The following is a 12,283-nucleotide window of genomic DNA, read 5'->3' as shown; positions in this document are numbered from 1 at the left end:
GCACGAACGCCACACGAGCCCGGTTCACAGGCGCAGCCGCACCACCTCGAACGCCTCGGCCAGCTCTGTCTTCACCTGTGTTCCCCGCAGGCGGGCCAGCGCCTCGGCGAAGCCCGGGGCGAAGTAGGGCCGCCCCAGCTCCACCTGGCTGCGATACGCGGTGAGGGCGTGCTCCTTCCGCTCCAGGTGGCGCCGCTCCAGCACCGCGTAGGCCTGGCCGCGGAAGGCAAGGTGGTTCCAGGGAAGCTCGTAGCCGAAGATGGTGGTCTCCTTGAACGCCCGGACGCCCTCCGCGTGGATCACCTGGTGGTCCTGGTGCACATCGGTGCTCGCGGGCAGGAGCACCAGGTCGGGCGCCAGCTCCCGGCGCAGGGAGACCATCTCCTCCAGGATGGACTGCCGGTGGTCGCAGAAGCGCCGCACCGGGTAGTCGCGCAGGATCACCTGCTCGGCCGGCACCCCCAGGCGGCTCAGCGCCAGGCGGCACTCGCGCCGCAGGGTGTCCCTCGGGGCACCGGGCGGCAGCGACTCGGCCGCCGACGAGTACGCCACAACCCAGACGTCCGCGCCCTCCTCCAGCGCACGGGCCAGGAAGCCGCCGCAGCCCAGCTCGCTGTCATCCGTGTGGGGCGAGAGCGCTACGATTCGACGCGCCCTCCACATGCACGCTCCCTCCCTCATGAGCCCGCGCGGCCCCCAGTGGTGCACGCGGCCTCCGCCCCCATGCGGGCCTCCGCCGCCCCCGTGGTCCCGGCAGCCGCACCGGGCGCCGCACGCCGGTCCGGGGAATCCCCCGCCCCGGTCCCCAGCAGGCGGCGGTAGAATGCGAGGAGCTCTTCGGCCTGTTTCTCCCAGGTGAACCGCTCGGCCGCCGCCCGGCGGCCGGCCTCGCCCATCGCCCGCGCCTCCTCGGGATGCTCCAGCAGGTGCTGCACCGCCCTGGCGATCGCATCCGGGTCCAGCGGATCCACCAGCACGGCGCCGCCCGTCTCCCCCAGCACCGACCGCCAGAGCGGGAAGTCAGAGGCGACCACGGGCAGCCCGGCCTGCAGGTACTCGAACGACTTGGTCGAGTAACACTCCACGTAGTTGGGCTCCGGGTGCAGCAGGGCGAGGCCGACCCTGGCCGAGCCCAGCAGGCGCTGCACCTGCTGCCGGTCCTGCCAGCCCAGATGGATGACCCGCTCCCACCCGGGCCACGCCCGGGCCTCCTCGGCCAGACCGGCGGGGGAGAACTCGCCCGCCAGGACCAGGCGGGCACCCAGGGACTCGGGCAGGCGCGCCATGGCAGCCACCATCTCCCGAAGCCCCCGCTCGGCCGTGATCGCCCCCACGTAGACCACCAGCGGCCCGCGGGCCGTGTATGGCGTGCCGTCGAACGGCTCCGGTGCGGGCAGTGGGAAGTTCTGCACCGTCATGCAGGGCACGCCCCAGGCGGCGCACTTGCGGGCGATGGCGGGCGTGGCCGCGACGGCGCCGTCGAGCCGCCGGGCGCAGAACGCCTCCACGCGGCGGACCAGCCGGCTCACCCAGGGGCGCAGCCACGGCGGGATCCAGTGCTTGGAGAGGACCTGCAGGGGGACGTCCTCGTGGACGTCATAGACCACCCGCCGCCCCCGCCGCCTGAGCAGGAGCCCCACCGGCAGCAGTTCGGGGTCGTGGAGGTGGTAGCAGTCGGCCCGCTCCTCCAGGGCGGCGCGGTAGATGCGGTACAGCGTGGTCGTCATGCGCTGCCACCGCCGCCGGGGACGGGGCAGCATGCGGATGCGCACGTCCTCCCACCGCCCGCCCTCTCCCCTCCCACCGCAGCGCCCCGACAGGCCGCCGGGCGGGGCCCCGCCTGAATCCCCACCGGCATCCCCGGTGGCCAGCAGGATCACCTCGTACCCCGCGGCGGCCAACGTACGGCACTCCTTATGGAAGATGCGGATGTCATGCGCCGGATGCACCGACGTGACGTGCACCACCCTGGGCCTGCTCATCATCCCACCCCGCATGCAGCCCTATCGCCATCAGGGCGAACAGGTGCCGGTTGTCGTTCAGGTCGCCGCTGACCATGGAGTTCAGGAGGAAGAACAGGTAGAAGAGAAAGACGCCGTGATGTTCGCTGGTCGGCCGCAGGCTGGAGATGCGCAGGCCGACCCCCGCGAGCAGCAGGGTCAGGTAGAGGCCTGCCAGCCATCCGCCCTCCAGGAAGGCCTCGAGGATCAGGTTGTGGGGGTACTGCCGGTCCGCGCCGGCCGTTCCCAGCTGGTCGATGCGGTGGGCGAAGCCTCCCCACCCGATCCCCTCGGGGTGGTCAGCGATCAGCCGGAGGGAGCGCGCGTAGGCATCGAGCCGGGTCAGCTCCGATGCGCCAAGAGCGCCCCTGGCCAGGCGCTCGATCCGGTGCCCGCTGTCCTCCGGCGAGACCAGCAGCGCCAGGGAGAGTGCAACCGCCACCGCTGCCGCGGCCAGGCCGAACCGGATCATGACCCGCGAGCTCCGCCAGTAGAACAGCGGACCGGCCGCCGCCAGCGCCCCCAGCGCCGCGAGCAGTGGCCCCCGTGACCCCGATCCGACCAGGAGCACCCCGGCAGCGACCACCCCGGCAACCGCCACGTCGACGCGCAGCCGCCCCTCCACGCCCAGCGCGGCGCACCAGAGCAGCACGCCGCCCATCTCCCGGCCGAAGCTGATCGGATTGGCCCCGAAGGCGGAGAGCCGGGTCACGTCTCCAGATCCCTGCAGGAGCTGCAGCGCGGCGTCGATACCCATCACCGCAGAGATGAGGCACAGGGCGTTGAAGAAGCGGTGCACGGCGCCTGGTCTCCGCAACAGGACGAAGGGGGCCACGGCGGCGATCAGGGTGAGGGTGAAGAACCTGCTCACCTTCTCGAAGGCGTAGGCGTGGAACTCCGTCCAGGGGACGGGGACGGCGAAGACCGCGAAGAGCAGCAGCATCCAACCGGCGTTCCGGTGGATTCGGAACCCCGACAGCAGGAGGTCCAGGCAGGTCAGCCCGGCCACGGCGAGGGCCAGGAGGAGCGTGGCGTCTACCGGAAGCCACTGCAGGCGGGGATCGGCCTTGAACGAACCCACCGAGAGGTAGGCGGCCAGGACCATGCCCCGGAGGTCCACGAGGCCCGGCCGCTCACCGTCCGGCAACAGCGGCCGTGCGCCCTGCGGCGGGGCCGCCCGTACGCTCACCCGCACCACCTCCCGCGCCTCACCCTGCACACCTTGCGTCGTGCCGGCCCTGCCCCTCCGGCAGTCCCGTCATGCGCGCCAGCGTCTGCGCCTCGGGCTCTCCATCGGCGCGGCCTCACCTGCTCGCCCGGCCTCAGGTCGTCCGGTGGCCCGGTCCCCGCCGGGGTGCCCCTCGCCGGTCCGTGCCGACGACGCCGCCCTTCAGGTGCACGCGTCCAGGACCGTCCGGTAGAGGTTCCGCTCCCAGTCCTGGATGAGGCAGCAGTTGTGCCAGAGGAGTGTGAAGTCGCCATCGAACAGGCCGCAGCGCCTGCGCAGCTCCACGATGCGCTCCAGGGCGGCGGCGGGCGGGAGCCCCAGGTACTCGAACAGGGTGACTTCCATCACCACCAGCGGCCGCTCCCGCAGGCGCAGCGTGCGGCGGGACTCGAGGTCAAAGACGGGGTGCTCGTGGCAGAGGCCGGTGCGGAAGCCCGGTTGGTCGGCATATCCCACCGTGCTGTCATACTGGAGCCCCGCCGCCTCCCATCCCTGCCACGTGACCGGATTGGCCCAGCGCAGGTAGTGCTGCCGCCCGCCACAGGCCGGCTGGTGGATGCCCTCCGCCTCGGCGGCCGCCAGGAGGTCCTGGAACTCCCTCCCGATCTGCTCCGGGTCGGCGTAGCTGTGGTAGCTGGTGTGCAGCCCCACCTCGTGCCCCCGCCGGGCGATCTCCCCCATCAGGCGCCGGATGAACGGATCCTGCAGCCGGTATGCGGCGTCCGCGGGACCCGTCACGGTGAGGAAGTTGAAGGCGCTGGTGATCCCTCTGGCCTCGCTCTCGGCCATGATCCAGTCGAAGTTGTTGCAGAGGTCGGCGTCCGGGGTTCGGCGGGTGCGGGCGTAGCTGACGATGCGGCGCACCGCCAGGGCGGGATCGGCCCGGCGCAGCAGGTCGCCGGCGGCACTGCGCCCCACCCCCAGCAGGGAGCGCCCCGCCGTGCAGAGCGGGTTGTCGACGTCGTGGCTGAGCAGGAAGCGCCCTTTCCGCTCCTTGCGGCGCAGTCCCGGCCAGAGCGTGTTCAGCCCCCACCAGAGCACCTCCGCGTACTCGTTCACCACCGGCCGGTCGAGAAAGCCTGCCCGGGCGGCCAGCGAGGCCCGGGCCGGGAACCGCCCGTGTGCGTCTCGCTCCGGGAGCACCGCCTCTTCATAGCGGGTCGCCATGAAGAAGGCGCTGCCCAGCACGTCCACGCCCAGCCGGATGGTCCCTGGCCTCACCTCGCAGAACCGGCCCGAGGGCAGGAGCGCACCGTAGATCACGGGCAGCGCCGGGGCCACCACCCGCACCGGCAGGCCCACGCGGGCGGGCCTCACCGCCTGGTTGGCCGGCGCAAGCCCCGCCTCGACAGCCGCCTCCGCCAGGTTCCACCAGGTCAACGGCTCCCGGGGCAGCGAGTCCGGCGTGAGCCACCGGTCGGGCTCCGTGGCGAACAGGCCGTCCGCAAGGTGCAGCTCGCCCGCGTGGCCGGGAAGGGTGATCAGCACGTCCGTGCGCTCCTCCGGCACCAGCGCGAACTCGAGCCCGAGGCACTCCCCCATGAGCACGCCGCAGGCGTAGCGCCGCTCGGGCAGGTAGCTACGAGGCACTCTGACGCAGAGCACGTCCAACCCTCCTGCCGGCAGGCGCCGCCATGCCCGGGGCGTGCGTGGGGTGCCACCAGTTCATCAGCCAGTGCGCCACAGACTTGAGTCCGCACCCGTCCACTGAGAGGTAGGGGGTGAGCCGGCCGCCGAACTGCGACTTGGCCAGGGCCACGCCGGGGATGTTCGCCCCCGCCAGGTTGATGGCGGTGGCCCCGGCGGCCGCCAGGTCCGTCAGGCAGGCCACCCTGAGGAGCTGCGCCGCCCCCGAGGAGAGGTGGGCGGAGGCGATGCCTCCGACCCAGCCCACCGCCATCCCGCCGGGCCGGTAGAGCACGACGTTGGCCGCGGCGGGCTCGCCGCTGGAGCTGTAGCAGATATAGACCCGCAGGCACTCGTCGCCGAGCAGGTCCCGGAGGAGCTGCAGGTCCCGCAGGCTCACGCTCAGCCGGAAGCCCTTGCGGCTCCCGGTGGCGGTGAGGCAGGCGTGGGCATCGGCCAGCCGGCCGGTGCGCTCGCAGCGATAACCCGCCCGCAAGGCCTTTCGCGCGATGCTCCGGGCCGCCTTCTCCATCCGCTCCGGGTGAAATGGCAGGTCGATGACGTAGGTGTACTTCACCTCCACGTGGAAGCCGGCCCAGAGCCAGGGGCGCCCGTCCACCACGTCGACCGGCAGGTCGATGCTGTTGGCGGTGCCGAGGCGCCGCATCTCCACCGCCAGCTGCTCGGCCAGCCTGAGCCATTGCCCCTCGACCCGGCATGCGGGGTTCGTGAGGTCAGGATGGAACGCCACCGGGATGTAAGGGTTCTCTTCGGGCTGGAACACCCGTCCGCGGCGGTCGAGATAGAGGACCGCATCCAGCCGTGCGCCGGCTCCGTCGTCTGCGCCGAACCGCAGCCTGAGCGGGCGCACGCCCCACTTGATGCGGTTGAACTCGTGCCATCCATCCAGCATCAGGGGATCTGACTCGTGCCACTCCACCGCAGCCCGCCTCCCTCGTCAACGGCCTCAGTCCAGCCCCGACGGCTGCGCCCCTGCGCTCCCGCCATGGGCCGGCACACCCAGGGGCCCGCGGCCGCACTCACACCCCTCTGCATCCCCCTGGCGCACTCCGGCCGATACGCAGGTGCGGCGCCGCCGCGCTTGGCCCCGCGCCGGGCGGAGCCACTCCAGGATCCAGATGGCCAGCGGCTTCAGTCCCACGGGACTCACGAAGTAGTAGGGGGTGAGCCGCCCGCCGAACTGCGCCTTGGCCAGGGCCACCCCGGGGATGTTGGCACCCGCCAGGTCGTAGCAGGTCGCCCCGGCTGACGCCAGGTCATCCATGCTGAACACCTCGAGGAGCTGGAAGGCACCCGTGGAGAGATGCGCGGAGGTCACCCCCCCGAGCCAGCCCACGGCCATGCCGCCGGGCCGGTGCAGCACGAAGTTCGCGGCCGCCGGCGTCCCGTCGGGGCCGTAGCACACATAGACCCGCAGGTGCTCGTCTCCCAGCAGCTCCCGGGCCATCTCCAGGTCCCGCAGGGTCAGGTCGAAGCGGAACCCCTTGCGGGCGGCCGTCTCCATGAGGCAGACGTAGGCGTCTGCCAGGCGGTCGGTCCGCTCGCAGCGGTAGCCTGCCCGCTCGGCCCTCCTCATGGAGGAGCGGCAGTTCTTCTCCATGCGCTCGGGGCTGTACGGCAGGTCGAGAATGTAGGTGTATTTCGCGCCGACCGAGAAGCCCGCCCAGCGCCACGGCCGACCGTCCATGATCCCCACGGGCAGGTCGACGGCGTTGGCCATCCCCCGCGCCCGCATCTCGTCGGCCAGCTGTTCCGCCAGCGTCAGCCAGCGCCGCTCGCTCCGGGAGGGAAAGCTCGTCGGGGACGGCCGGAACGACACCGGGAGGTACGGGTTGTGGTGCGGCTGGTAGATTCGTCCCCGCCGGTTCAGGTAGAGCACCGCGTCCAGCTTCGCCCCGTCCCCCTCGGCCTGCCCGAGCACCAGCCGGTGGGGCCGGATCCCCCACTTGATGCGGTTGAACTCGTGCCAACCTTCCAGCGCCAGCGGGCTGGACAAGAGCGGTTCCATCCTACCCTCTCCCTTTCCTATGATCCCGGGGCAGACCCCAGTCCGCCCTGGCGCTGCCCGCCCGGCCGGCTGACCGCCAGGAGCATGACCCCGTAAAGCGCCAGGTAGCTCGCCGTCATCGCCCCGCCGTACATGGCCACCGCCACCTCCGGCGGAGCCCCCAGCCCCCTCGCCGCCAGCAGGGCGCCCAGCGCCAGCACGAGGCGGCCTGCGTCCCAGCAGAGCTGCAGGTCCTGCCGCTCCAGGGCGTCGAGGGTGTACGAGAGCGGCACCACCACGAACTTGGCCAGCATCATCACGACGAGCACCTGCGTGTACATCCCCGCCTCGCGCCACTCCGGACCGAAGACGAAGCTGAAAAGCTGCGGGCCGAAGGCGCCCAGGAAGAGGATCGGCGGCGTTCCGACCAGGAGCAGCCGCCAGGCGAGCTGCTTGAAGAGCGGCCGGATCGACCCGGGCTCCTCCCGGGCCAGGCGGGCCACCTCCGCGGCGTAGACCTGGGAGACCGCCTGCCCCACCAGCATCATGGGCGCGTCCACCATCCGCTGCCCCAGGGCGTACCAGCCCGCCACCTGGGTGCCGTAGAACACCCCCAGGAGCAGCTGGGCCACCTGCAGTCCGCCGCTGTTCAAGAGGCCGGCGCCCGCGGCCAGGAGGGGAAAGCGGCGGAAGCGGACGGCGCCGGCCCACATCTCCCGGAGGGAGAGCAGGCGGAGCAGGCTGACCTGCGCCCCCCGCTCCCTTCCCATCAGCACCAGGGCCCCGGCCCCGTAGCCCGCGGCCCGCCCCGCCACCAGCCCCAGCGCACCGCCGCCCAGCGCGCCCAGGCCGATCTGCAGGCCCACGGTGACGGCCGACTCCACCATGCGCGAGCGGGTCATGCGGCCGAAGGCCTGCTGGCGGGTCGCCCACCCGCCGGCCGCCTGGAGGATCCCCAGCGCCAGGAGGGTGAGCGGGAAGAACCAGACCATCTCCTCCGGGATGGCGGCAGCCAGCCCCCCCGGATTCAGGCGGCGCAGCAGCCAGAGCGCCGCCCAGGCGAGGCCGCTGATGACGGCCGCCACCAGGGCCGAGACCGCCGTCAGGTTGGCGCTGCCCTCCACCGTGCGGGCGATGGGCACCGCCAGTTCGTAGCGGAGGCATACCGCCGAGGACAGGATCGCCAGCACCGCGGTGTACAGGGCATAGACGCCCATGTCCTCGGGGGAGTAGACACGCGTGATCACCGGTGAGGTGAGCACCACCAGCGCCTGGGCGAGGGCGCTGCCCCCGGCCACCATGGCGACTGCCCTGGTGAGCGGGCTGGCGGCGAGGCGCCGCTTGAGAGACTGCATGACGCTCACCTGGCCAACCCTCACCACAGGGCCTGCCGGAGCGCGGCGGCCACCTCGTCCTGCTGCTCCCTGCGCAGGAAGGGGCCCATGGGCAGGGAGAGCACCTCCCGGGCCGCGGCCTCCGCCGCGGGAAGGCTCAGGTTCATGTGGCGGTAGACGGGCAGCTGGTGCAGGGGCACGGGGTAGTAGACCATGGTGCCGATGCCCCGCCCGGCGAGCGCCTGCTGCACCGCATCCCGCCGCCCGTTCGGGATGCGGATGGTGTACTGGTGGTAGACGTGGTCCACACCGGGGCGGACTGCGGGCAGCACCACGCCGGGCAGGTCGGCCAGGATCTCCCGGTAGTACGCGGCGGCCTCGCACCGGCGGCGGTTCCACTCGTCCAGGTGGGGCAGCTTCACCCGCAGGATGGCGGCCTGCAGGGCGTCGAGCCGCGAGTTGTAGCCCACCACCTCGTTGTAGTACTTCCGGCGGGAACCGTGGGCCCGCAGCATCCGGGCGGCCTCGGCCAGGGCGGCGTCGTCGGTGGCCAGGAGCCCCCCGTCGCCGTAGGCTCCCAGGTTCTTGCTGGGGAAGAAGGAGAACGCCCCGAAGTCGCCGAGGGTGCCCAGCATCCGGCCGTGGAAGCGGCCGCCGAAGGCCTGGGCCACGTCCTCCACCACGTGCAGGTCGTGCGCCCTGGCGAGGTCGCCGAGCCGGTCCATGTCCGCCGCGTGGCCGAAGAGGTGCACCGGGATGATCGCCCGGGTGCGGGGCGTGACCGCCGCCTCAGCCAGGTCGGGGTCCAGTGCGAACGTATCGGGCTCGATGTCGACGAAGACGGGGGACGCCCCCACGTGGCTGATGGCCTCTGCGGTGGCAAAGAACGTGAACGGGGTGGTGATCACCTCGTCGCCGGGACCCACCCCCAGGGCCCGCAGGGCGATCACCAGCGCGTCGGTGCCCGAGTTGAGGGCCACCGCGTGGCGCACGCCCAGGTAGGCGGCGACCTCCCGCTCCAGCGCGTCCACCTCGGGGCCCAGGATGAACTGGCCGGACCGCAGCACCTCCTGGATGGCCCCCTGCAGGGGCTCCCACAGAAACTCCACCTCGGATGCCAGATCCAGCAGCGGAACCCGCTCACGCATGCACCTCACCCATCCCTTCTGACGGGCCTTCCGGAACCGGGTCGGCCTCCGCCCGCCACCGCAGGCGGAGGCGGAAGCGGTGCCGGTACCTGCGCCTGCGCCGCAATGGCAGCGGCGAGCCGACCGTGTCGGCGAGTACGTCGGCCGGCGCGGTGGGCGGCGACTCCCCCTCAGCGTCCGAACTGGTCACCGGGGCACTCCCCGGGGGTTCGCCCTCCTCCGGCAGGATGTCCGCCGGCGCGCCCGCCGTCATGTCATCGGCGGTCGGCGCATCCGCCGGCGGCGGACCCGCCATGGGGGCTCCCGCCAAAGGCGCACCGCTGGCCGCCTCGGCCGCCGCAGGGGCACCCGCTGTCGGAGCACCACTCGCCGCCTCGGCCGCCGCAGGGGCACCCGCTGTCAGCGCACCGCCCGCCGGCACGTTCACCGCCTGCGCACTCGCCGCGGAGGCGCAGGCCGCCTGCGAAGCCGCCGGGGACACGCCCGCGGCCCTCCGGCAGGCCAGCGGCGCACTGGCCGCCGTCCCACCGCCGCCGGGGCCTCCCGCCCCGGCCGGCATCAGGGCCTGCGCGGCCGGAATCGCTTGTCCCGCGTCCTCCGTCAGCGCCGCCGGTTCAGTCGGCTCCCGCCGTGGGCGCCGGGGGAAGAGGTGGTCCACCAGCGCCGCCAGCCCGACGCCCGACGCCAGCCCCACCACCACCCCGACGGTGATGTAGAGCACGGGCTGCGGGCGGATCGGCTCCACCGGCGGCTCCGCGGGGTCGACGATGCGCAGGCTGTCGAGGAACGTGAACTGCCAGAACCGGCTCCGGAAGGCCGAGGCCAGGGCGTTGGCCGCGTCGGCCGCCCGCACCGGGTCGGTGTCGATCACGGCGATCTCGATGACCTCCGTGTCCCGCACCACCGAGACGCGGATGCGCTCCTGGAACTCCTCGACGCTCTCCTGCAGCCCGAGCATGGCCGCCGCCTCCGCCGCCACGCTCCGGCTGCGGGCCACCTCGGAGTAGGTCTTGGCCAGGTTGCGGTTGAACAGCAGCGTCTCGTAGTTGGTGGGCGAGCCGGTCGGGGTGGTCAGGATCAGCGTCGTGCTGGCCTCGTAGACCGGCATCATGTAGAAAGTCGCCGCCACGGCCAGGCCGGTGAAGAGGACGAGGGGCAGCAGCACCCACACGAACCGCCGGCCCAGCATGGCCAGGATCTCCCGCAGGCTGATGCGATCGTCAGCCACGGACGACACGCCCTTCCACCCGCCGGTAGGCCTGCCCGCAGGCGGTGCACCTGCCCGCCTCCTCGCCCTCGCCGAAGGCGATGCGGCTGCCGCAGCGGCAGACCCACCCGGCGATGCGGCCCGGGTTGCCCAGCACCAGCGCGTGGTCCGGCACGTCCCGGGTGACCACCGCCCCCGCCCCGACGAAGGCGTGCTCGCCGATCGTCACGCCGCAGACGATGGTGGCGTTGGCCCCCAGGGTCGCCCCCCGCTTCACCAGGGTGCGGCGCAGCTCGTGCATGCGGGGCGTGTGGCTGCGGGGGTTGTGGACGTTGGTGAAGACCACCGAGGGCCCGCAGAAGACCTCGTCCTCGAGCTCGACCCCCTCGTAGACCGACACGTTGTTCTGCACCTTCACCCCGGCCCCCACCTGCACGTTGGGGCCGATGACCACATTCTGGCCGATGCGGCACCCGGGGCCGATGGTGCTGCCCTTGCGGATGTGGGAGAAGTGCCAGACCGTCGTGCCCGGCCCGATGACCACGTCGTCGTCCACGTAGCTGGACTCGTGCACGAGGGCGCCGGGGAACCGGTTCTGCGCCCCCTGCTGGCAGGCCTCGAGCACAGCCAGCACGCCGAGGGCCTCCCGCCCGTCGGTCTCCGGCGTGCGGCGTTCGGCCACACAGTCCAGGAAGTGGCGGCACTCGGCGGCCAGCGGCTCCTCCCGCTGGTAGTCCACCGGCACCGGCTCCCCCCTGCGGGGTACGGGACGGCCGTCCTGCCAGTCCGCACCGGAGGGGAAGAGCAGCAGCTTCTGAACCGGCTCGGTGTCGGCGAAGACGGCCATGCGCCGGTCGCCGACCACCGTCAGCCGCTGCTGCTTGAACGGGTGGAGCCACGAGAAGAGCAGGTAGGCGCTGGCCCCGCCGGGGAACGTCAGGGCGGCGGCGTATACGTCGGCAACCCCCGGCTGCAGGAAGGCGCTGCCCTGGCCCCGCACCCGCACGGGCGCCTCGCCCACCAGCCAGAGCACCACCGAGACGTCATGGGGCCCCAGCGACCAGAGCACGCTCTCCTCCCGGCGGAACCGGCCGAGGCTCACCCGTTCCGCGGTGATGTACTGGATGCGGCCCAGCTCGCCGTCCGTCACCAGCCGCTTCAGCCGTCGCACGGCGGGGTGGTAGCGCAGCAGGTGGCCGACCATGAGGATGCGCCCCTCCGCCTCCGCCAGCCGCACGAGCTCCTCCCCCTCGGCCAGCGAGAGGCAGAGCGGCTTCTCCACAAAGACGTCCTTCCCGGCCTCGAGCGAGCGGCGCACGATCTGCGCGTGCGTGGCCGCAGGCGTGGCGATCGCCACCGCATCCACCTCCGGATCGGCCAGCGCATCGGCCAGTTCGCCGGTCACCGTCGCTCCAGGATAGCGCAGGGCCATCTGCCTCCTGAGGCCCTCGTCCACTTCCACCACCCGATGGAGGGCGCCCAGCGCGTGGAACGTCCGCACCAGGTTCGCCCCCCAGTATCCGGCCCCCACACATGCCACCCGGGGCACTCTCACGGCACGTCTCCCCTTCCCTGTCCCCAGGAGACTATGCGCGGACAGGCCTGCACTTGCCCGCGATTGCGCGCGCCGGCGATGGGATCGAGTAGACCGTAGGGTCGCCCTACGGCCTCTCACAACACCGGACATGCGGGTCACGCATCCGGCGTTTCGTCAAGCACTCCGAGTCGATTC

10 protein-coding genes and 1 pseudogene are annotated in these 12,283 nt (G+C 72.5%); all 11 read right to left on the bottom strand.

Translation table 11 applies throughout. From position 1 onward, the window contains the following. Positions 1–24: 24 nt before the first annotated feature. A complete protein-coding gene (locus J2Z79_RS16275; RefSeq protein WP_209467962.1) occupies positions 25–663 on the bottom strand; it encodes a PIG-L deacetylase family protein in 639 nt (212 codons plus the stop codon). Between the two features lie 14 nt (positions 664–677). Further along, a complete protein-coding gene (locus tag J2Z79_RS16270; protein WP_209467961.1) occupies positions 678–1,982 on the bottom strand; it encodes a glycosyltransferase family 4 protein in 1,305 nt (434 codons plus the stop codon). Further along, positions 1,933–3,189 (bottom strand): O-antigen ligase family protein, encoded by a 1,257-nt coding sequence (locus J2Z79_RS19215; protein ID WP_209467960.1) that lies wholly within the window; start codon positions 3,187–3,189, stop codon positions 1,933–1,935. The genes J2Z79_RS16270 and J2Z79_RS19215 overlap by 50 nt, the downstream gene beginning before the upstream one ends. 201 nt (positions 3,190–3,390) lie before the next feature. Continuing rightward, a complete protein-coding gene (locus J2Z79_RS16260) occupies positions 3,391–4,833 on the bottom strand; it encodes a polysaccharide deacetylase family protein (protein WP_209467959.1) in 1,443 nt (480 codons plus the stop codon). Then, the gene (locus J2Z79_RS19210) at positions 4,808–5,794 is read right to left on the bottom strand and encodes a GNAT family N-acetyltransferase (RefSeq protein WP_209467958.1); all 987 of its coding nucleotides are present in this window, start codon (positions 5,792–5,794) and stop codon (positions 4,808–4,810) included. The genes J2Z79_RS16260 and J2Z79_RS19210 overlap by 26 nt, the downstream gene beginning before the upstream one ends. Before the next feature lie 27 nt (positions 5,795–5,821). After that, positions 5,822–6,883 (bottom strand): GNAT family N-acetyltransferase, encoded by a 1,062-nt coding sequence (locus tag J2Z79_RS16250; protein WP_209467957.1) that lies wholly within the window; start codon positions 6,881–6,883, stop codon positions 5,822–5,824. A 17-nt stretch (positions 6,884–6,900) separates the two neighbouring features. Then, positions 6,901–8,217, bottom strand: a complete 1,317-nt coding sequence (locus J2Z79_RS16245; protein ID WP_245302897.1) for a lipopolysaccharide biosynthesis protein — start codon at positions 8,215–8,217, stop codon at positions 6,901–6,903. 20 nt (positions 8,218–8,237) lie between these two features. After that, complete coding sequence (locus tag J2Z79_RS16240) at positions 8,238–9,344, bottom strand: DegT/DnrJ/EryC1/StrS family aminotransferase (protein ID WP_209467955.1); 1,107 nt, start codon at positions 9,342–9,344, stop codon at positions 8,238–8,240. Continuing rightward, positions 9,337–10,572: a Wzz/FepE/Etk N-terminal domain-containing protein gene (locus J2Z79_RS16235; RefSeq protein WP_209467954.1), complete on the bottom strand. Its 1,236-nt coding sequence runs from the start codon at positions 10,570–10,572 to the stop codon at positions 9,337–9,339. Before J2Z79_RS16235 ends, J2Z79_RS16240 begins: the two co-directional genes overlap by 8 nt. Further along, positions 10,565–11,125, bottom strand: coding sequence for an acyltransferase (locus tag J2Z79_RS18645; RefSeq protein ID WP_342589521.1), 561 nt, complete (start codon positions 11,123–11,125; stop codon positions 10,565–10,567). Before J2Z79_RS18645 ends, J2Z79_RS16235 begins: the two co-directional genes overlap by 8 nt. Positions 11,126–11,152: 27 nt before the next feature. Further along, positions 11,153–12,238: pseudogene (locus tag J2Z79_RS18640) on the bottom strand (Gfo/Idh/MocA family protein); the annotation flags it as partial. Positions 12,239–12,283: the final 45 nt, after the last annotated feature.

The organism is Symbiobacterium terraclitae, from assembly GCF_017874315.1.
Taxonomy (GTDB): Bacteria; Bacillota; Sulfobacillia; order Symbiobacteriales; family Symbiobacteriaceae; genus Symbiobacterium; species Symbiobacterium terraclitae.
The sequence above is the reverse complement of the archived record's forward strand: the minus strand, read 5'-3'. Positions and strand labels throughout refer to the sequence as shown.